Origin of the sequence: Curtobacterium sp. S6, assembly GCF_000710345.2 — a bacterium.
In the GTDB taxonomy this organism is placed as follows: domain Bacteria; phylum Actinomycetota; class Actinomycetes; order Actinomycetales; family Micrococcaceae; genus Rothia.
In genome coordinates this window covers 1,369,308-1,389,363 of record NZ_JHEL01000015.1, presented here as the reverse complement: position 1 = coordinate 1,389,363, position 20,056 = coordinate 1,369,308, and the positions used below count along the sequence as shown (strand labels likewise).

General features: G+C 66.0%; 19 protein-coding genes. 10 read left to right on the top strand and 9 right to left on the bottom strand.

Features of this window, described 5'->3' with window-relative positions; all coding sequences use genetic code 11:
• Positions 1-5: 5 nt before the first annotated feature.
• The 3 genes from CURSPS6_RS08565 to CURSPS6_RS08555 all read right to left on the bottom strand — a co-directional run bounded on the left by CURSPS6_RS08565 (position 6) and on the right by CURSPS6_RS08555 (position 3,567).
• On the bottom strand, positions 6-1,091 hold the full coding sequence (locus CURSPS6_RS08565) for an acyl-CoA dehydrogenase family protein (RefSeq protein ID WP_235503705.1): 1,086 nt from the start codon (positions 1,089-1,091) through the stop codon (positions 6-8).
• 206 nt (positions 1,092-1,297) lie between these two features.
• Positions 1,298-1,834 (bottom strand): DUF4242 domain-containing protein, encoded by a 537-nt coding sequence (locus tag CURSPS6_RS08560; protein ID WP_030015555.1) that lies wholly within the window; start codon positions 1,832-1,834, stop codon positions 1,298-1,300.
• Between the two features lie 257 nt (positions 1,835-2,091).
• Positions 2,092-3,567, bottom strand: a complete 1,476-nt coding sequence (locus CURSPS6_RS08555; protein ID WP_030015554.1) for a peptide MFS transporter — start codon at positions 3,565-3,567, stop codon at positions 2,092-2,094.
• Between the two features lie 192 nt (positions 3,568-3,759).
• Between CURSPS6_RS08555 and CURSPS6_RS08550 the strand changes: the two genes are divergently transcribed.
• Positions 3,760-5,493 (top strand): ATP-binding protein, encoded by a 1,734-nt coding sequence (locus CURSPS6_RS08550; protein WP_160319781.1) that lies wholly within the window; start codon positions 3,760-3,762, stop codon positions 5,491-5,493.
• 28 nt (positions 5,494-5,521) lie between these two features.
• Here the strand turns inward: CURSPS6_RS08550 and pgm are convergent, their stop codons facing one another.
• Together pgm and hutG are read right to left on the bottom strand one after the other, a co-directional pair.
• Positions 5,522-7,156: a phosphoglucomutase (alpha-D-glucose-1,6-bisphosphate-dependent) gene (pgm, locus tag CURSPS6_RS08545; protein WP_030015551.1), complete on the bottom strand. Its 1,635-nt coding sequence runs from the start codon at positions 7,154-7,156 to the stop codon at positions 5,522-5,524.
• A gap of 155 nt (positions 7,157-7,311) precedes the next feature.
• Positions 7,312-8,334, bottom strand: coding sequence for a formimidoylglutamase (hutG, locus tag CURSPS6_RS08540; protein WP_152978092.1), 1,023 nt, complete (start codon positions 8,332-8,334; stop codon positions 7,312-7,314).
• A 234-nt stretch (positions 8,335-8,568) separates the two neighbouring features.
• On the opposite strand from hutG, the gene CURSPS6_RS08535 reads away from it, so the two are divergent.
• The 3 genes from CURSPS6_RS08535 to CURSPS6_RS08525 all read left to right on the top strand — a co-directional run bounded on the left by CURSPS6_RS08535 (position 8,569) and on the right by CURSPS6_RS08525 (position 10,237).
• Positions 8,569-8,898: a rhodanese-like domain-containing protein gene (locus tag CURSPS6_RS08535; RefSeq protein ID WP_030015547.1), complete on the top strand. Its 330-nt coding sequence runs from the start codon at positions 8,569-8,571 to the stop codon at positions 8,896-8,898.
• Positions 8,899-8,912: 14 nt separating this feature from the next.
• Positions 8,913-9,833 (top strand): prephenate dehydratase, encoded by a 921-nt coding sequence (pheA, locus tag CURSPS6_RS08530; RefSeq protein WP_030015546.1) that lies wholly within the window; start codon positions 8,913-8,915, stop codon positions 9,831-9,833.
• A 107-nt stretch (positions 9,834-9,940) separates the two neighbouring features.
• The gene (locus tag CURSPS6_RS08525; RefSeq protein WP_152978091.1) at positions 9,941-10,237 is read left to right on the top strand and encodes a hypothetical protein; all 297 of its coding nucleotides are present in this window, start codon (positions 9,941-9,943) and stop codon (positions 10,235-10,237) included.
• Between the two features lie 17 nt (positions 10,238-10,254).
• Here CURSPS6_RS08525 and CURSPS6_RS08520 read toward each other — a convergent pair whose 3' ends face one another.
• Both CURSPS6_RS08520 and CURSPS6_RS08515 read right to left on the bottom strand, forming a co-directional pair.
• Entirely contained in the window at positions 10,255-11,406 is a 1,152-nt protein-coding gene (locus CURSPS6_RS08520; RefSeq protein WP_051687763.1) for a diacylglycerol/lipid kinase family protein, read from the bottom strand.
• Positions 11,407-11,415: 9 nt separating this feature from the next.
• Positions 11,416-12,045, bottom strand: coding sequence for a GNAT family N-acetyltransferase (locus CURSPS6_RS08515; RefSeq protein WP_051687762.1), 630 nt, complete (start codon positions 12,043-12,045; stop codon positions 11,416-11,418).
• Between the two features lie 131 nt (positions 12,046-12,176).
• On the opposite strand from CURSPS6_RS08515, the gene serS reads away from it, so the two are divergent.
• The 4 genes from serS to CURSPS6_RS08495 all read left to right on the top strand — a co-directional run bounded on the left by serS (position 12,177) and on the right by CURSPS6_RS08495 (position 16,226).
• Entirely contained in the window at positions 12,177-13,484 is a 1,308-nt protein-coding gene (gene serS / locus CURSPS6_RS08510; RefSeq protein ID WP_030015540.1) for a serine--tRNA ligase, read from the top strand.
• Between the two features lie 158 nt (positions 13,485-13,642).
• Complete coding sequence (locus tag CURSPS6_RS08505) at positions 13,643-14,491, top strand: HAD family hydrolase (protein WP_235503704.1); 849 nt, start codon at positions 13,643-13,645, stop codon at positions 14,489-14,491.
• Positions 14,492-14,555: 64 nt separating this feature from the next.
• The gene (locus tag CURSPS6_RS08500) at positions 14,556-15,356 is read left to right on the top strand and encodes a carbon-nitrogen hydrolase family protein (protein ID WP_030015537.1); all 801 of its coding nucleotides are present in this window, start codon (positions 14,556-14,558) and stop codon (positions 15,354-15,356) included.
• A gap of 150 nt (positions 15,357-15,506) precedes the next feature.
• On the top strand, positions 15,507-16,226 hold the full coding sequence (locus CURSPS6_RS08495) for a hypothetical protein (RefSeq protein ID WP_030015536.1): 720 nt from the start codon (positions 15,507-15,509) through the stop codon (positions 16,224-16,226).
• Positions 16,227-16,325: 99 nt separating this feature from the next.
• Here the strand turns inward: CURSPS6_RS08495 and CURSPS6_RS08490 are convergent, their stop codons facing one another.
• Both CURSPS6_RS08490 and CURSPS6_RS08485 read right to left on the bottom strand, forming a co-directional pair.
• Positions 16,326-18,065 carry a BCCT family transporter gene (locus CURSPS6_RS08490; protein ID WP_082470380.1) on the bottom strand — a complete coding sequence of 580 codons (1,740 nt, stop codon included), beginning with the start codon at positions 18,063-18,065 and terminating at the stop codon, positions 16,326-16,328.
• A 229-nt stretch (positions 18,066-18,294) separates the two neighbouring features.
• Positions 18,295-18,897: a helix-turn-helix domain-containing protein gene (locus tag CURSPS6_RS08485; RefSeq protein ID WP_030015533.1), complete on the bottom strand. Its 603-nt coding sequence runs from the start codon at positions 18,895-18,897 to the stop codon at positions 18,295-18,297.
• A 99-nt stretch (positions 18,898-18,996) separates the two neighbouring features.
• On the opposite strand from CURSPS6_RS08485, the gene CURSPS6_RS08480 reads away from it, so the two are divergent.
• Both CURSPS6_RS08480 and CURSPS6_RS08475 read left to right on the top strand, forming a co-directional pair.
• A complete protein-coding gene (locus CURSPS6_RS08480; protein ID WP_051687761.1) occupies positions 18,997-19,704 on the top strand; it encodes an AzlC family ABC transporter permease in 708 nt (235 codons plus the stop codon).
• Positions 19,701-20,042 carry an AzlD domain-containing protein gene (locus CURSPS6_RS08475; protein ID WP_030015531.1) on the top strand — a complete coding sequence of 114 codons (342 nt, stop codon included), beginning with the start codon at positions 19,701-19,703 and terminating at the stop codon, positions 20,040-20,042. Before CURSPS6_RS08480 ends, CURSPS6_RS08475 begins: the two co-directional genes overlap by 4 nt.
• The last annotated feature ends 14 nt before the right edge of the window (positions 20,043-20,056 follow it).

Sequence of the window (20,056 nt, the reverse complement as noted above, 5' to 3'; positions counted from 1 at the left end):
GGCCCCTACGCGTTCCGGAGTTCGCTGCGGAGGTGGCCCTCCGTGGGGGACTGCACGGGAAGGAAGCTCGCCTCGCGGAAGCGGCGGGCCGTGGGGGAGTCCGCGACGTATCCGCGACCTCCCACAACCGTCAGCTCGAGGTGAGCGGCTGCCTGAGCCAGGTGCGCGGTATCCAGGCGCACCTGCAAAACATCGCGACGCCCGGCCGCGGCGGGGTCTGCGGCGAGGCGGGTCAGCTCGGCGGACAGCCGCTCGAACTCGCGCTCGCGGTCGTCGAAGTCCTCCGTGAATACCCCGTTGCTGGATCGCCGATACGGCCGAGCACTGGTGAGGGCCGCGGCGCTCAGCCCGAGGCAGAACGAGGCCTGCATCAGGAGGAAAGGCGCACTCACGGAGGCCAGGAAGCCGGGGACGTCGTCGGAGAGGACGTCCGTCGCGGGCACGTGGACGTCGGTGACCTTGGTGAATCCGGAGGCCGTGGCGTCCAGGGCGAGCAGATTTTTCATCGGCTTGACGTCGAGTCCCGAGGCGTCCGTGGGAACCGTGACGATCAGTTTATGGCCCGCTGTGGTGATCACCGGGAGCACCGCGATGCCTTCCGCGTAGAGGTTCGAGGCCCAGGGGATCACGCCGTTGAGAAGGTAGCCGTCGTCCGTCGGCTCGGCGGTCACGGCGATCTCGCCGACGCCAGCCGCGTCCTTGAAGGCCGCGGCCATCGCGGTGCTGCCGGTGACCGAGCCGTCGGCCAGGCCCTCCGGGAGGGGACGGCCGACGGCGTCGAAGAACGCGATCGTGGAGCGATGCGCCCACAGGGAGAATGCGGTGGACATGCACTCGGTGGCCAGATCGTAGATCACGGCGGCCTGCGGGAGCAGCGAGCCCTCGCGACCGCGGGTCAGCAGGCCGAGTTCTCCCAACCGGCGCAGGGTCTCGAAGGGTGAGGCATCATCCTCGTCGACGCGGGCCGCGGACTCCGCCGCGAGCCGCACCACGAGGTCCCTCTCGGGGTAGTCGGCCAGCGCCGGAACACCGGTCGCGGCCTCGGCGTCGTCGAATCGGCTCGACGGTTGGACGGGATGCGTGGCGGTCATGGGGCTCCTCGGGGTGGTTCGGAGGGATCGGTGAGGGCGTGCTGTGCGGGGGAGGGGACAACGGCGTCGGAGCCACTCACCGAGCGGAAACGGGCGCCGCGCGAAGGCCGCGGCCGTTCGACGGCCAGGCATTCGGCGCGACGCCCGTTCGGGCTCAGGGTGAGCCGAGGCGTGGAGAGCGACGGATCGTGGCCCGCCGCACCGGACTACGCGTCCAGCTTGTGCAGGCGATCGATCGGGGTCGACACGGCCTGGCGGGCGCGGGTGACCGCGTCCTCGTCCGGGGCGTCGTAGAAGCACAGGCACTTGACGGTGTCCTCGCGCACGTAGGTCCGGAGGAAGGAGACCTCGGGGACCTCGGCGTACTTGGGGGCGTTGGCCTTCTTACGGGCCAGGTACTGGTCCATCGAGATCTCGGCGGGGATGTCCCACTCGACCAGGTAGTCGGCGTTCTTCTTGAGCTTCTTGATGTCCTCAAGCTCCGCGCCGACCAAGCGCACGGGGTCGGGCCCGGTCACGGAGGCCTGCTCGGCCACGGCCGGCTCGACGGCGGAGGACACGGCCTCGGGGGAATCCGCCTCGACGATCACGAAGACCTGCGCGTGGTCCGCGGTGACCTGGGATTCGATGAACTCTGCGCCGGATCCCTGGTCGCCGAGCGCGCCGGAGATCTGCTCGATGATCTGGGAAGCGGCTTCCTTGGAGGGCTGCTTCGGGGCGACTTCGAGGAGAAACAGTGACATGGAAATCCTTTCGTTGGGGAACCGTCGCGTGGGTTACCGCGCGGTTCCGGCTCTTCCTGATGATCAACCTAGGACCGGCGGGAAGGGTTTCCAACCCCCGCGACACATAACTCAACGTTGCGTCGGGGCGGTGGCGAACTCGTGAGTACCGTCCAGGGCACGACAGGCGCCGGATACGCCGAACGGGCGGGACCCCGTGAGGGGATCCCGCCCGTTCGCTCTCCGGAAAGCTGCTCTCGCAACCTTGCGGTGTGGTTTTAGCGCAGGCCGCGCATCATCGTGAGGATCGGCTTGCGGAACAACCACAAGATGACACCGGCGATGATGCTGATCAGGCCCATCGTCATGAAGTACGGGACTTCGGCCGGCTCCGAGTAGTACTTGGCCAGGAAGCCGGACAGCGCCGTTCCCATGGCCACGGAGGTCCAATACCAAGCCATCATCTGCGACTTGTGGGCCTCCGGGGCGAAGCGGCTCGTGGCCGAGGTCCCCGTGGGCGAGAGCGTCAGCTCGGAGATCGTGCAGACGAAGAGGATCAGCACGAGCCACCAGAGGCTCACGATGTGATGCCCCGCGGGGAGCAGGAAGATCAGGAAGGCGATGCCGACGCCGATCATGCCCAGTGCGAACTTGGAAACGGTCGAGGGCTGGCGATTGCCCAGCTTGGTCCACATGGTCGCGAAGACCGTGCCCAGCAGGATGATGAACACGGGGTTGATCGATTGGAACAGACCCGGCTTGAAATCGAAGCCGAACAGGTGCCAATCGAGACGCGAGTCCGAGTAGACGGCCATCACGGTGAACTGCTGCTGGTACAGGGCCCAGAACACGGCGTTACCGATCCACAGCGGGATGAATGCGAGGACGCGCGAGTGCTCGTCGCTGCTCGTCTTCTTGCTGCTGACCAGGATGAACCCCAGGGCGATCGCGCCGATGAGTGTGACACCGATGACCCAGTTGGAGATGTTGGACGGGGTGATGAGCCCGACCGCGCTCAGGATCAGCACGATGGCGACGACGACCACGAGGCCGCCGACGAACATCGACTTCTGGCGCGCCGAGGCCGGGTTATTGACGTAGTGCACGGACGCCGGAAGGTTCTTGCGGGTCAACATGTACTGAACGAGGCCGAAGGCCATGCCGATCGCGGCGAGCAGGAATCCGAAGTGGAATCCGAGGGCGCCCCAACCGAAGTTGGTCAGCAGGGGGCCGACGAGGGCGCCGATGTTGACGCCCATGTAGAAGACCGTGAAGCCGGCCTCGCGGCGCATGTCCTTGGTGTCATACAGCGACGCCACCAGGACGGACGCGTTGGTCTTGAGGCAACCGGATCCGACGGCGATGAGGACCAGGCCGATGATCACGCCGGCGAAGTTGTGAATCGCCGAGAGGGCGATATGCCCGAACATGATGGCGATCGCCGAATAGAAAAGGGTCTTTTCCGGCCCGAAAATGCGGTCGCCGAGGTAACCGCCGACGATGGCCATGAGATAGACCATGCCACCGTAGGCACCGATGATTCCGGTCGCGGCTGCCTGGTCGAAGCCGAGGCCGCCGTCCGCGGCGGAATAGTACAGGTAGTACACCAGGATGCCTTGCATCCCGTAGAAGGAGAAGCGCTCCCACATCTCGACGGAAAAGAGATTGGCGAGCATGCGCGGATGGCCGAAGAAGGTCTTGCCACTCGGGTTACGAGGGTCTGCCTCCGTGCCTTCAGCGATGTGACTGGACATCGGATTGCACCGTTCGTTAATAGATGAGAATTATGACCGGTGGCAACTCTAGCCGTAATTTGTGACACGACGCATAATCGGCCGCCGCCCGCGAGGGGGTGCGCCGACGCCCGCACGGCTTTTCCGCCCCGGCATGCCGCCTCAATTGTTGCCTCATAGTCATCAGAAATTTGCGTGACGATGAAGGACTATGTGACTAGCATCATGACTATGAAGGGCACCAAACAGCTCATCAAGGAACTGAGGGCCGCGGGATCGGAGTCCACCGAGGTCGAGGTGAAGTCTGGGTTGCACGGCTTCCCCAAGTCGGCGCTGGAGACGATGAGCGCGTTCGCCAACGGTTCGGGCGGGACGATCCTCTTCGGCCTGACCGACAAAACCTTCCGCCCCGTCAAAGGCTTCGATGCTCAGCGCGTGCACGACGCCGTATCGAACGCGGTCCGCGCCAAATTGACCCCGCACCCGGCCGTGGAGTTATCGGTCGAGGAATTCGAGGGTAGCCGCGTGGTGCGGGCCGACGTCGAGGAAATGCCGTACTTCGACAAACCGTGTTTCGTCGGCAGCAAGGGTGCTTACGGAGGCTCCTACATCCGCATCGGGGAGGGCGACCACAAACTCTCCGAATACGAGGTGTCGCAGCTGAGGGATAACCGGGTTCAGCCCGGGTATGACCGGGAGCCCGTCGAGAACGGCAACCAGGAGACGCTGAACTCCCAGGCCGTGGAGAACCTCCTCGAAAAAGCACGGGTCCGGACCCCGTCGGCCTTTGCCGGAGTGGATACCCGGATCGCGCTCAAGAGGCTCAACGTCACCACGGAATCCACGCGCCGGGCCCGGCCCACCCTGGCCGGCCTGCTCGCCCTGGGGGTCTACCCCCAGGAATTCTTTCCGCAACTCAACGTGACCTTCGTGGCGGTTCCGGGCACCTCGCTCGGGGAAGTGGACGCGGGCGGCGTCGCGTTCACGGATAATCAGTCCTTCAACGGGCCGATCCCGTCGCTGATCACCGCCTCGGTCGACGCCGTCCGGCGCAATTCCAACCGCGCGGCGATCATCACCGGCGAGGGAAGGACCGATGTCTACGACTATCCCGACGTCGCCGTCCGCGAGGCTATTACCAACGCGTTGATGCACCGCGACTACAGCTCTTATGCGCGCGGCATTCAGGTGCAGATGGAGATGTATACGGACCGCCTGGAGATCCGCAATCCCGGTGGGCTCTACGGGGGCGTGCGCGTCGAAGAGCTCGGCCGGGTCTTTACCTCGTCCTCCCGCAACGCGGCGCTGGCCAAGCTGTTGGAGGAGGTCGAGATGCCGCGGACGGGGTCCTCGGTGTGCGAGAACCGGGGCTCCGGAATCGCTCGCATGGCCTACGCGATGGAGAAGGCTGGCAAGGCCGCCCCGGAATTTCGGGTCACGCCGACGTCCGTGACGGTCATTCTCCGCCACGCGCCGGTCGGAGCCACGTGGGGCGCTCGCCGGGGGGATCGCGAGGACCCCGGCGATTCCGCGGCCGTTCCGGTTGCGCCCGCGATGATGCCGACGCCGAGCGGGGCGTTGGTTGCCGCCGGTGAGCCCGTCCAGGTCGGCACGGTTGCCTCCGCCGCCCGTCGAGGCGGTGCCCGGGGGTCAGACGCCCGGACCACCGGGCCTCGTGCGCCCGAGGAAGCCGCGGTCTCGTGGCGGGACTCTTCCCACGAACATGAACTCATCGAATTCATGAGCCGCTGGCGCGGTCCCGTGACGAGCCAGCGGGTCCAGGACGCGCTGTGCCTGTCGCAGTCGGCCACCAACCGGCTACTGCGCCGGATGATCGACGCCGGGCACGTGGTGCCGACCGCGCCGCCGAGGAGCCATCACCGGGCCTACCTGCTGGCGGACAACCTGGCCCGCGTGCGGGCCTCGCGCCGCGCCGCGACGTCGTGATCTGACGGGGCGACCGAGCCGCGCGGGGTCAGCCGAGCACGCCGTCCACGAGGGTCTTGGCCTCCTGCTGAACCTGAGCGAGGTGGTCCTCGCCGTGGAAGGATTCGGCGTAGATCTTGTAGACGTCCTCGGTGCCCGAGGGTCGGGCCGCGAACCACGCGTTATCGGTGACCACCTTGAGCCCGCCGATGGGTTCACCGTTGCCGGGGGCCTCGGTGAGCGTCGCGGTGATGGGGTCTCCCGCCAACTCGGTCGCGGTGACGTCGGAGGCGGCGAGCTTCTTGAGCTTGGCCTTCTGCTCGCGGTCGGCCGGGGCGTCGATGCGCGCGTAGCTGGGGGCCCCGAACTCCTGGGTCAGTTCCGCGTAGCGCTGCGAGGGGGTCTTGCCGGTGACCGCCGTGATCTCGGAGGCGAGCAGGGCCAGGATGATGCCGTCCTTATCGGTGGTCCACACGGAACCGTTCGTGCGCAGGAACGAGGCGCCGGCCGACTCCTCGCCGCCGAAGCCGAGGGAGCCGTCCATGAGGCCCGAGACAAAGTACTTGAACCCCACGGGAACCTCGACGAGCCTGCGCCCCAGAGAGCCCGCAACCTTGTCGATGATCGAGGACGAGACCAGCGTCTTGCCGATGCCGGTCTTGGGATTCCACCCGGAGCGGTTGCGGTACAGATAGTCGATGGCCACGGCCAGGAAGTGATTGGGATTCATCAGCCCGGCGTCGGGGGTGACGATGCCGTGCCGGTCCGAGTCGGCGTCGTTGCCGGTCGCGATGTCGTAACCGGTCCGCGCCGAGATGAGCGAGGCCATGGCGTTGGGGGAGGAGCAGTCCATGCGGATCTTCTCGTCCCAGTCCAGGGTCATGAAGCCCCACTGGGGGTCGACCTTGGGGTTGACCACGGTCATGTTCAGCCCGAATTTCTCGGCGATCGTGATCCAGTATTCGACCGAGGCGGAGCCCATCGGGTCGGCCCCGATGCGGAGGCCCGAATTGCGGATCGCCTCGAGATCGATGATCTCCGGCAACTCGGAGACGTACGAACCCATGTAGTCGAATCGCCCGGTGGTCTCGGCGGTCTTGGCCTTGGCCAGCTCGACGCGGCGCACCCCGCGCAGGCGATCGGTGAGCAGGGCGTTGGCGCGATCGGCGATCCACGAGGTGGCGTCCGAATCCGCCGGGCCGCCGTGCGGCGGGTTGTACTTGAAGCCGCCATCGGACGGGGGATTGTGGCTGGGGGTGATGACGATGCCGTCGGCCCGAGCCGCGGCGGGATCCGCGTTGTGCTTCAGGATCGCGTGCGAGAGGGCCGGGGTGGGCACGTAGCCCTTATTGGAATCCACCAGGACCGCGACGTTGTTCCCGGCGAGAACCTCGAGCGCGGTGTCCTGGGCCGGGCCGGACAGCGCGTGGGTGTCTCGTCCCATGTAGATCGGCCCCGTGTAGCCTGCGGCCGAACGGTATTCGACGATGGCCTGGGTGATCGCGGCGATGTGGGCCTCGTTGAAGGAGCCCTTGAACGAGCTCCCTCGGTGACCGGAGGTTCCGAAGACGACCCGCTGGTCCGGGTTCTCCGGATCCGGGGTCACGGAATAATACGCGTCGACCAGGGCATCGAGATCGACGAGGTCTTCTGCTTGGGCGGGAGTTCCTGCGCGGCTATCCATGCTTCTTAACCTAACTCGAAAAACCCGGGGGACGGCCATAGCGAGGGCCGTGCGTTTCCTACGAGTTCCTGGGTCGATGCGCGGTGAAGCGACCACGGACGAGCCCGCCCCGGCACCGCGAACGGTACCGGGGCGGAGGGGCCGGCGGGCCAGGGCTAGAGGCCCCGGGAGTGCAGCGCCTTTTCGCGCTGGGCGAGGACGTCCAGCTCTTCCTGGCTTCCGGAGTCCGGCGACGGGCGTTTGAACGCTTCCCGGGTCGCGCGATCGATCAGGCGCGCCGCGGCTCGGGCGGTGCGGTCGTCGAGGTCGTAGTCCGGGTTGAGGCCGACGACGTCCATCATGAGCACCTTGCCGCTCTGGGCGACCTGGGTGACGACTTCTTCCGCCACGATCAGGGGCACCCCGAGGCTCGCGGGGACGCTCACGCCGGGGGCCTGATATCCCGGCAGGGCGTCGAGGTCCACGCTGAGATACACCAGGTCAAGATCGGCGATCTGCTCCGCCACGAAGGCGGCGACGTTCGCGGACTTGGTCTCGGAGCACTCGGCGTCCTTGAGATAAGAGACGTTCAGGTCCTTGGCGTGCTCAAATTGGGCGCGGACATTGTCGGCCTCGTTGATGCCGATCACGCTGTACCGGAAGTCCCGTCCGGTCTTCTTCTCGTCGGCGATGACCTGGCGGAGGCTCGTGACCCCGCTGGGCTGCGGGGTGTTGCGCACGGCAAAGTGAGCGTCGAGGGACACGACTCCCCAGGTCTTGACGGAGTCCAGCGCGCCCGATTTGGCGAGGCCGAGATACCCCGCGTACGTCGTCTCGTGGCCACCGCCGAGCAGGATGGTCATCCGATGATTGGGGATGATCTCGGCCAGACGCTTCCCGGCCTCGGCCTGGGCCTCTTCCATCTTGTGATCCTGGACGGTCACGTCGCCGTGGTCGTGCACGATCTGGCCGCCGTGGAAGGCCAACTGGGCGAGCGCGTGGCGCGCGCTTCGGGGGCCTTTGGCCGCGCCGGGGCGACCCTGATTGCGGATCGTGCCCTCGTGCGAGGCGAACCCGAAGATGGCGAGCCCCTTTTGCTCATGATCCTGCTGGACTTGTCCGGCATAGACCATATGGTGCCAACGCGTATGAACTGCTCCGGGACCCTCGTCGCGTCCCATCCATGGTGTGGTCTCCACAGTGTGTCCTTTTCTTGAAGTGCGGTCCTAGTGTCTTGTTGAACAGGTAACACCTCTGAGCGGACTGTAGCAAGATGACACGGCCCATTCCTTCGGATTTGGAGAAAATGGGAGCGCCGATTCGGATGCTGGGACGTTTTCCCGCGGCCTCGCCGGTCTCCGGCCCGCGCGGTAGGTTTAGGAGAAGAATCAGTAACGATGGCGGTCCGGCCGCTGAGACACACAGGAGGCACCATGGACGAGAACGTTCCCAACGTGAAGGTCGAGGACATCCCCGAGAACGCCAAGATTCTCGACGTGCGCGAGGACTACGAGTGGGAGGAGGGACATATCGAGGGTGCCCAGCACCTCCCGCTGGATCAGCTTCCCGCGCGCTACGGCGAGGTTCCCCTCGACGAAGACGTCTACGTGATCTGTCGTTCCGGCGGACGCTCCCTGCGGGCGACCGCATACCTGAACCAGTACGGCTTCGACGCCTTCAACGTCGTCGGCGGCATGGGCGCGTGGCAGGACGCCGAGAAGCCCATGGTCTCCGAAAACGGCCAGACCCCGCAGGTCCGGTAGGCCGGACCGCACGCATGAAATACACCTACCTGGGCCCGGAGGGCACCTTCTCCGAGGCCGCCCTCTTGTCCGTCTCGGATGCCGCTTACGCGGAGCGAATCCCCGCGCAGTCGGTCCCCTCGGCCTTGGCGAAGGTCCGCAGGGGTGAGGTCGACGCCGCGATGGTGCCGATCGAAAACTCGGTCGAGGGCGGCGTGACCGCGACCCTCGACTCGATCGCCTCCGGCGACGACCTCCGGATCATCGGAGAGGTCCTCGTGCCGATCCGTTTTATCCTCATTGGAGCACCCGGGGTGCGGTTGGACGAGGTCAGCGTGGTCTCGACGCATTCGCACGCCTGGGCCCAGGTCCGCGGGTGGATGGAAGAGACCCTCCCGGACGCCGAGTACGTGCCCGCGAGCTCGACCGCGGCCGCGGCCGTGGCCTTCCTGGACGGCGATCCGGGCTACGACGCCGCCGTGTGCTCGCCGATCGTGGCCGAGCAGCATCCCGAACTGAATCTTCTCGCGACGGACATCGGCGACAACGCCAACGCGATCACCCGATTCGTGCTGGTCACCTCGGCCCGCGAGGGACTGCCCACGCCCGAGCCGACCGGCGCCGACAAGACGACCGTGGTCATCCCCTTGCCTCAGGACCGCGCGGGCGCGCTCATGGATTTGCTCGAACAATTCGCCGCACGCGGGGTCAACCTCTCGCGCATCGAGTCCCGCCCCACGGGCGAGTCGCTCGGTTCGTACTTCTTCTCGATCGATGCCGAAGGGCACCTCGAGAACCAGCGGATGCGCAACGCCCTGCGCGGCCTGCACCGGGTTTCTCCGGGGGTCAAGTTCCTCGGGTCGTATCCCCGGGCTGACGGCAAGCGGCCCATACTGGATCCCCACCACTCGGACGAGGCGTTCTCCCAAGCCGACGAGTGGGTCGACAGCCTCTGACGGTGGCGCCCACGACGTCGCTACTCACCCGGGAAGTCGCCCTTCACCCGTCCCCCACGAGGGGATTCGTGTTGACCCGTCCCGGTCGATCCTGAACACTTAAGCCGATGAACGATATTGGAGGCGGAATGCGTGTTACCGGTTGGTTGCAGGCGGGCGTGATCATGCTCGTGCTGGGCATTCTCGTGGGCGGCTACGGCATCGGGATCTGGGCCCTTGCTTTGGGGCACGGAACGGATGCCGACAGCGGCGCCAAGATTGCGTCACCGATCATGATGCTCGCGGCGATTCCCCTGCTCGTTCTCGGTCTCGCGATGACGATCTCCGGGCTGGTGGGCGAGAAGCGCGCCCGCACGGAGTTCATCGAAAAGAAGCAACAGGAAGCGGACCGCACCGCGGCCTGACCCGCCGGCCTCGCGGACTAGCGGCGGGTGAGGCGGCGCCAATTCCACCGGTGGTGGGGTTCCATCGCGGACCTGCTGAGGTTCGCGAAGCTTCGGAACGGCGTCATGGCCTCCGGATAGGTGTTCACGCTCAGGACCCCGGGCTGGACCTCCGCAACGAGCCTTTCGGCGGTGCCGATGAGGTCGCCGTCGATCTCGACCGGTTGCGGGTGATGGCCGAAGTCCAGCACCACGCGGCTTCCGTGGAGGTGGTCGATCACGGGCAGTCCGTTGCGGTTGCGCATCACCACCTGCCGCGCGAGGGAAGCCCATCCGATCAGGTTGCGCGGCGTCAGCAGGATGACTTCGAGGAGGCCGTCGTCGGCGGTCGAGCGTGAGGCCAAGTGCAACCCGGCCGTGATTTCGCCGCAATTGGCCACGAGGACCGACTGGATGCGGCGCCGAATGGGTTCCTCGTCGTCGATCTGGATGGCCACGGGTCTCCGCGTCGAGACGAGATTTCGCATGCCGGCCTCGACATATGCGAGCCAGCCCCACCGGGATTTCAGGTCTTCCCGGGTATCCGTCATGATCTTCGCGTCGAAGCCGGCGCCGCCCATCACGAGGTAGGTCATCTGCTCGGCGGACATATCCGTGCGCCGCACATCGAGGTGAATCATGTCGATGCGCCGGGCCCGGCCATGGAGCGCGGTGTCGATCGCGGACAGCAGATCCGAGATCGGCAGCTCGAGGTTTCGGGCCAGGAGATTTCCGGTGCCGAGGGGCACGATGCCCATCCCCACCGAGGTTCCCTGAACCACCTCCGCGACCTGCCGGACGGTGCCGTCGCCCCCCATCGCGATCACCAAATCGCACCCGTCGGCCAGGGCCTGTTCGGCCATGCCGTGGCCCGGGTCCTCCGAGGTGGTCTCGTAAAACAGGGGGGTTGGCCAATCGACGCGGCGCGTGGCGTGCGTCAGGGCGTCGCAGGAGAAGTGTGCCAAGGATTTGACGGGGTTGTAGACCACGCCGACCTTGCGTGGCATGCCCGCCTCGAGCCGGGGTCGCCACGGCACGGCTTGGGTCAGAAGGGGCGGTCGTCCTCGCCAGGTCGTCACGACGCTGGCCGCGGCGGCCGCCGCGAGACTGATGAAGCTCGCGATGCCGACGGCTTTTCCGGAAAGTCGCATATTCCCAGGCTACCGGTCGATTCGTTGGTTGACGCGGTGGGCCAGATGATGGTCGATGGGGGCCCACTCGGCGCGAAGGATCGAGTAGGTGTAGGTGTCCCGCAGGGTTCCGTCGGGCATCAGGCGGTCGCGGCGCAGGACGCCGTCGAGGTGCGCGCCCAGGCGCTCGATGGCTCCGCGGGACTGGAAATTCAGGTGGTGCGTCTCGAAACGGACGGTCGCGCAGGCCAGGTCCTCGAAGGCGTGCCGCAGCAGCAGCCGCTTGGACTCGGGGTTCATGCCGGTGCCCTGGGTCGACGCGGCGTTCCAGGTGTACCCGATGAAGAGCTTGGGGATGCTTTGGTCGATGCCGTAGAACGTGGTCATGCCCGTGACCTTCCCGTCCGCGAGGCGTCGGGTCACGAAGGGGATCATGCGACCGGCGCGCTGTTCGGAGAGCCGGCGGTCGATCTCGGCCGCCATGTCATCGGGGTGGGGCACCGAGGTGTACCAGAGGTTCCAGAGCTCTCCGTCGCGGGAGGCCTCCTGGAGATCCGTGAGGTGTTCGGGCCCGAGCTGTTCGAGGCGCACCAGCCGACCGGTCAGCGTCGGCGCGTGGCGGAGGTCGGACTCGATGGACGGCACATCGTTCTGGTTCATGTTTTCAACCTTAACCGGGAGATACTCCGGCGCGAACCCACCCAGCCGTGGGCCTGCCTGACCTGCGCCCTGCCTGACCGGCGGGTGGTCATCTCGTAGGAACATCGTGGGCGGTGCGGTAAGTTAGGGGCGTGATCGACATTAATCTTCTGCGCGAAAATCCTGATCTGTTCCGGGCCTCTCAGCGGGCCCGCCGATCCGACGTCGAACTCGTCGACCAGATCCTCGAGGCCGACGCCAACCGGCGCCAGTCGGTCAGCGATTTTGAGGCACTACGGGCCGAGCAGAAGGCCTTCGGCAAGAAGGTTTCCCAGGCCAAGGGCGAGGAGAAGCAGGCCCTGCTCGCCGAGGTCAAGGAGCTGTCCCAGCGGGTCAAGGCCGCGGAAGCCGCCTCCAACGAGGCGCAGGCCGCCCAGGATGAGCTGCTGGCCCGCATGGAAAACCTCATCATCGACGGGGTGCCCACCGGCGGTGAAGACGACTACGTGACCATCAAGACCGTGGGCGAGCCGCGCGACTTCGCCGCGGAGGGCTTCGAGCCCCGCGATCACCTGGAGATCGGCGAGCTGGTCGACGGCATCGACATGGCGCGCGGCGCCAAGGTCTCCGGCGCGCGATTCTATTTCCTCAAGGGTGCGGTCGCGCGCCTCGAACAGGCCCTGCTGTGGATGGCCCTGGACCAGGCGACCCGAGCGGGCTTCACGATGCTGACCTCTCCGACCCTCGTCCGCCCCGAGACCATGGCCGGAACCGGCTTCAACGTCAAGCACGACGACGAAATCTACCGCCTCGAGCGCGACGACCTTTACTTGGTCGGCACCTCCGAGGTCGCGATCGCCGGTTATCACGCCGACGAGATCATCGACTTCGACAAGGGCCCCAAGAAGTACCTGGGCTGGTCCAGTTGCTATCGTCGCGAGGCGGGCTCGGCCGGTAAGGACACCCGCGGCATCATCCGCGTCCACCAGTTCAATAAGGCCGAGATGTTCGTCTACTGCCCGGTCGAAGAGGCCGAGGGCATGCACGAGAAAATGCTCGCGTGGGAAGAGGAGATGCTGGCCAAGTGCGAGCTCGCCTACCGCGTGATCGATACGGCCGCCGGTGACCTCGGCAGTTCGGCCGCCCGAAAATTCGACTGCGAAGCGTGGATCCCCACCCAGGGCACCTACCGCGAGCTGACCTCAACCTCGAACTGCACCACGTACCAGGCGCGCCGCCTGAACATCCGCGAGCGGAAGCCAGACATCGTCGACGCCCAAGGTAAGGCCAAGAAGGGCGGCACCCGCACCGTCGCCACGCTCAACGGCACCCTCGCGACCACGCGCTGGTTGGTCGCGATCTTGGAGACCCACCAGCAGGCGGACGGGTCGGTGCGTATCCCCGAGGCCCTGCGGCCCTACATGGGCGGGCTGGAGACCTTGGCGATCGCGGCCGACTAGCCGCCGCGCGATGCCTCCGCCCGCGTACCGCCGTTCGTCGGTTGAAGACGCGGGCGGATCATCGTTTAATGGTCATTCTTTACCGCCGGTTCATCGCGATGTCGCGGGGACGGTGGCCGCCCGTTATGACGGGCCTGTCGGATGAAAGCATGGAACTCATGACACAAGAAACGATTCACCCGCCGGTGCAGGGGCGCTGGCACAAAGAGGTAGGGGTGAAATACCTGGTGGCCCTGGACGTCGACGGAACTCTCGTCGACCACGACGGCCACATGAGCGAAGAGGTCAAGGCGGCCGTTCAGGCCGTCGCCCGGGAAGGCCACCACGTCGTGATCTCGACCGGTCGCTCGAAGGGCGCCACGCTTCCCATCGTGGAACTGACCGGAATCGAACGCGGTTATGCCGTGAGCTCGAATGGCGGCGTGACGGTGGAGATCGGCCCGGAGTACCGGGATGGATACCGCGTGGTCGATGCCGTCACCTTCAAGCCGGCCAAGGCGCTCGCGGCCCTCGGCGACCGCCTCCCCGGGGCCAAATTTGCCCTGGAGGCCGCGGACGGATCCTTCTACTCGACCGCGCAATTCCAGGACCGGAGCTTCGGGATGGAGGCCCAACAGGTCTCTTTCGAGGAGCTCCTGGATCTCGAGGCCGTCCGCGTGGTGGTCTTCTCGACCGAGATTGACCTGGAGACCTTCTCCGAGATCATCGACGAGGTCGGTCTGCACGGCGTGACCTACGCGGTGGGGTGGACGCCGTGGCTGGATATCGCCGCGAGCGGCGTCTCGAAGGCATCGGCCCTGGAACTGATCCGACGCCACCTGGGCGTGGATCCCGCCCACACCGTCGCGATGGGCGACGGACACAACGACGTCGAGATGTTGCAGTGGGCCGCCCGCGGCGTCGCCATGGGGCAGGCCCCGGAGGAGGTCATTTCCGTCGCGACCGAGGTCACCGAGTCGGTGTATGACGACGGCGCGGCGCGGATCCTCCGGACCATCGTCGACTGATCGCTTCCTCCCGGGCTGAGGCAGACCGTAAGCTCGGGGGACAACGTCTGACCGAGGAGGGTTCATGAAGGTCGCGATCGCGCAGATCAACAGCAGCCGGGTGGTTGCGGAGAATCTGGCCAAGGTCCAGGAGTATGTGGCGCGTTCCGCCGATATCGGTGCGGACCTCGTGGTATTTCCGGAAGCGACCATGACGGCCTTCGGCTCGGATTTGGCCGCCGCGGCCTCGGAGCACGCGGAGCACTGGAAGACCGAGATGCAATGGCTGGCGGCCGAACGCGATATCACCGTGGTCGTCGGCGAATTCGCGACGGCACCCGAGGGCAAGGTCCGCAACATCCTCGCCGTGTACACGCCGTCCGGTGAGCGGTTGGACTACGCCAAAATACACCTGTACGACGCCTTCGGGTTCACGGAGTCCGAGACGGTCGACCCGGGCCGAGACCTGGTCGTGGTCAACATCGCCGGCGTCAACGTCGGGCTGACCCTGTGCTACGACGTGCGTTTCCCCAAGCTTTTCGCGGAACTGTCGCGACGAGGCGCCGACGTCTGCCTCGTGAGCGCCTCGTGGGCCGGTGGCGAGGGCAAGGTCGAGCAGTGGGAGACCCTGGCCCGAGCGCGCGCCCTGGACAGCAACACGTTTGTGGTTGCGGTGGACCAGTCCGATCCGGCGATCTCGGGGGTTCCCGTCAAGGAGGGCGCCCCGACCGGCGTGGGGCACAGCCTGGTGTCGGATCCGTTCGGCCACGTCGTCCAGGCGTTCGGCGGCGGCGAGGAGCTGCGCGTCGTCGACATCGACCTCGACGTGGTGCGCACCGCCGAGAAGTCCATACCGGTCTTGGAGAACGCGAAGCTCGGATACTGATCCCCGGCAGCCGCGTGCTCGGGGACGACGCGTGGTGCACCAATATTTTTTTGCACTCATTTCGTGGATTTCGTTGACGAAACGCCAACTCCTTGAAATTCTCAAGAGACAGACTGTAATGCCTTGTGAGAGCGGTTCGAGGAGGACGCCATGGCGAAGCGCGCCGTGACGTGGGGGAGTGCCGCCGTGGTGGTCGCGGCCCTCTGTGGGTCGTTGTTGACGGGGTGCACGGAGGCCACGAGTGATTCGACCGTGGCGACCTCGCCGGGAGAGTCCAGCAGCGAAACAGCCTCGCCGTCGGGTTCGGCCGGGGGCTCGACCGGCGGCACCCCCTCGAGTTCGTCCCCCGGGAAATACCAACAGCTTCGGGTCATCGACGACCCCTGCCGCGACCGATGCGTCGAGGGCGGAACCGTCGAGGTGAAGCATCCCAAGTACGGCCCGATGACCGTGATTCCCTACTGGGATAAGCGAGAAGAGGGCGATGGGCCGCCGCGGGGTAAGGCTTCCTATGCGCTGTACCAGAACGGTCAGACCATCGGCTACGTCGAGGACGAGCAGCAGGACCTCATGTGGTTTGGCGTCAGGCCCGCCGAAAGCGCCGCGCCCGAGACCTGGAACCTCGAGAACGGCTCGAACGTGGACAAGTACGGCAACGTCTATCTGAGTTATGACGGCGGGGTCACCGTGCTGACGCCCACGGACCAGGGATACAACTCCTACGGATCCATGCCCAGCGGCGTTAACCCCTTCGAGGGGGCGGACCTGCAGATCTCGCCCGAAGGCGAGCCGACGATCACCGTGACCGACCAGGGCGAAAAGACCGTCATGCATTGGGACGGGAACCAGTTTGTGCCGGTGGTGGCGTAGCCGAGCGGTGCGGGCCGATGGACGCCACCGCTGGTCGATCCGTGCCCTGTCCGTTGCCAGGCAGGGCCCGCATCCTGGTGTGGATGCGGGCCCTGGGGGCTAGTTGCGACCGGTCGGCACATCGCTTGTCGGCGGATTGTCGAAGTCCAGCCTGATGACATCGTGGCGCATTCGCAGCGATTCCGGACGCACGTCCTCGACCCGAACGGGACGCGTGAAATCGAGGTCGTGGTCTTCCCCGAGGGCTTTCATCAGGCTGATGCCCAACGCCGCGACGACGAGGGCGAAGGGAAGGGCGGAGATCATCGCGGCCTGTTGGAGGGCGTCGAGGCCACCCACCAGGAACAAGACGATCGCGCTCATGCCCGTCACGGCACCCCAGGTGGTGAGGATCGGCCGGCTCGGCTCCAAGGTGCCGCGCGAGGTCAACATGCTCAGCACAAAGGTGTTCGCGTCGGCCCCGGAGACGAAGAACAAGACGACCAGGATGATCGCGATGACCGAGGTGACGCCGACAAGGGGCATGTGGGCCAGGGTCTCGAAGAAGGCAGAGTTGAGGTCGCTCGAGGCGGCCTTGCCGATGCCCCCGTCGCCATCCATATCGAATTTGATCGCGGTGCCGCCGAAGATCGTGAACCAGGCGAAGAACACGAGGCTCGGGACCCCGAGGACCCCCAGCACAAACTGACGGATCGTGCGACCGCGGGAAATTTTCGCGAGGAAGACGCCCACGAAGGCGCCCCAACTGAGCCACCACGCCATCATGAAGTAGGTCCATGACTGGAACCACTGCACGTCGTCGTCGGAGACCGGCGTCGTGAGGCTGACCTTGAAGAAGTCATTGAGGTATTGGCCCACGGAGCGAACGAAGATGTTCCCGAGGAATCCCGTGGGCCCGATGATCAGGACATAGGCCGCCAGCAGGATGGATAGCACCGAGGTGATCTGGCTGATGTATTTGATGCCCCTGTTGACCCCGGAGAGGGCGGACAGCGTGAAGACCACCGTGATGCCGACGATGATCACGATCTGCACGAAGAGATCGTTGGGAATTCCGAACACGCGATTCAGGCCCTCTGAGATCTGCGAAGCGCCCAGACCGAGGGATGCCGTGGTGCCGAAGAGCGTCGCGATGACCGCCAGGATATCGACGACGTGGCCCGCCCAGCCGTCCATTGCCTGACCGAAGAGCGGCCGCAGCATGGGTGAGATCAAACCGTTGTTACCCCGCCGGTGCGTCGAGTAGGCGATCGCCAGGCCGAAGATGCCGAAGACCGCCCAGGCGTGGGGGCCCCAGTCGAAGTAGGAGAACTGGAGGGCGCGGACCGCGGCGTCGTAGGTGCCGGCCTCCGCCAGGCCGTGCGGTGGCGAGGTGAAGTGAATGATCGGCTCGGCCACGCCATAGCTGATCAGGCCGATGCCCATCACGGCCGAGAGGATCATGGCCAACCAGGCCCAGGTCGAGTATTCCGGCCGGTCCTCGTCCTTGCCCAGCCGGATCCCACCGAATCGGCTGAAGGCCAGGTAGACCAGGAGCAGGATGCAGCCGAGGGTCACCAGCAGGTAGGTCCAGCCGATGCTTCCTGCGGCCCAGTTCATCACGGAGGCCATCGAGTTGCCGAGTGATGTGGGGGAGATCCCGGCCCACAGGACGAATACCGCGACGAGGCTTAAAGAACCCCAAAAGACAACGCCGGGCTGATTGCGCAATGCGTGGGCGCGGCGCTGAGTGGGGGTCCCATCGGGGCCGGGAGCACTTCCGCCTCCCGAGGGAGAGTCCGTGTGATCGGCGCGTTTCGTCGCCGTCGGAGGCACGGTGGAGGTGGGAACGCTGTTCATGAGGGTCCATTTCCAGAGGCTCTCGAAGGCCGGACGAATGATCACTGGGGGTCGTGCGAATGTCCGTCGTCGCCGGCTAGGTCGGGACGCCATGCTCCGAGAAGGGGTGGACGTCCAAGATTAGCGGAAATGGGCCGTTCGATCCGTTAGATGACGAGGGCCCCCGGCCTTTGTGGGCCAACAGTTGGAGATTGCCCGCGGATCGGGTATCTCGCAACCATTCGGCGTTTTAACTATCGATCACTTCGATCACCATCGTGCCGGGTTCCAGCGCTTCGAAGCTGTGCTCGAGGTCGCCGGCGTGCGTGAGGAAGTCTCCGGCCTCCAGGACCACCGACTCGCCGTCGCAGACCACTCGTGCCTTACCGGAGGTCAGCAAGAGGTGTTCGACCGTTCCGGGCGGGTGAGGCCTGGACTCTCGGGCCGGGCCCGGTTCGGCCGTGATGACGTAGACGTCGCGACGCATCCCCGCGTTTCCCGGGGACAAGAGCGCCGCGGAGTACGAGGCCGAGGATGAGGGCAGCTGCGGCAAATCCTTGAAGCGCACTCGAGAAACCCGCGCCCGCGGAGGCTCGAGGAGCTGGGCGATTTGAACGCCGTAGGCCGTGGCGAGGGCCCACATGGTCTCGATGCTGGGGTTTCCGGTGCCTGTCTCCAATTGGGACAGCGTGGACTTGCTGACGCCCGCCCTCTTGGCCGCTTCGCTCAGGCTCAGCCCGAGGCGGGCGCGCTCGCGTTGCAGGGCCTTGGCCATGCGGAGTTTGTGGGTCTCGGGCTGGTGCTCTCCGTGGTCCTCGAGGGGGCCGTGGGTCGGAGCGTAATCGGCATCCATGCCGTTCATTATATTGGATGATTGTCCTGCTTGACGAACGATTCGCGAGGCGGCACCATAAAGTACATGCGTTCGATATATAGAACGGTCGCCAGTAGGGTGCCTGAATCCATCACCCCGGCTCAGCTCCGGGACGCGGTCGCGATCGCCCTGACCATCGCCGCCGTCGGCATCTCTTACGGAACCCTGTCGCAGGCATCGGGATTCGCGATGTGGCAGACCGTCACGCTCGCTGCCCTCGCCACCGGCGGCGCTGCGGAGCTGACGTTCATCGGCGTGATCGCGGCGGGCGGCGCTCCGATTTTCGCCGTGTTGGGCGGGCTGCTGGTCAATTCCCGCAATTTCGCCTTCGGGCTCAGCGCGGGCGAGTACGTGCCCCGGGGGTGGCGCCGGTTTCTGGCGTCGCACCTCGTCAACGACGAGACCATCGCTTTCGCGCGGGCGGTGCGAGGGCGCACGGCCCGGTGGCAGAACTTCGTGCTCATGGCTTTCATGCTCTGGCCCTGCTGGGTCGGAGGCGCGGCCCTCGGCCAGTTCCTGGGGTCGGTGATCGACGCCGACGCCCTCGGCTTGGACGTCGCCTTCCCGATCATCCTCTTCAGCCTGGTCGTGAGGGATCTGAAGAATCCGCTGATGGCCATCATGGCCGGCGGGGGCGCGCTGCTGGCGGTGGCCGCGACGCCCGTGCTGCCCATGGGGTTGGGATCGGTCGCCTCCCTGGCGATCCTGATTCCCGCGGCCGCATTTCTCTGGACGAAGTCCCGGTTGCGCCGGGACCGCACGACGACGGACGGTGACTCGGCATGAACGCGATCCCATTTCTCCTGGCCATGTCCGGTTTGGTGATCGGAACCTACCTTCTGCGCTACCTCGGGGTGCACCTGGGGAGCATGGCCGGGGGCACCTCCGGAGAGGTGGAGAGCCAAAGTGCCGCGCGGATGTGGATGGACCGGGCGACCGTGGTGCTGATCTGCGCGGTCGCCGCGACCACGCTCTTCTACGAGGGGCAGGACTTTGCCGGCCCCTCGCGGGTGATCGGGGCCGGCGTCGGAATCGTCGGGGCGATCTGCAAGGTCCCCATGCTCGTGTGCGTGATCCTCGGGATGGCCGTGTGCGCGATCCTCCGGTGGTACGGGGTCCGCTGAGGAGCAATCGACGA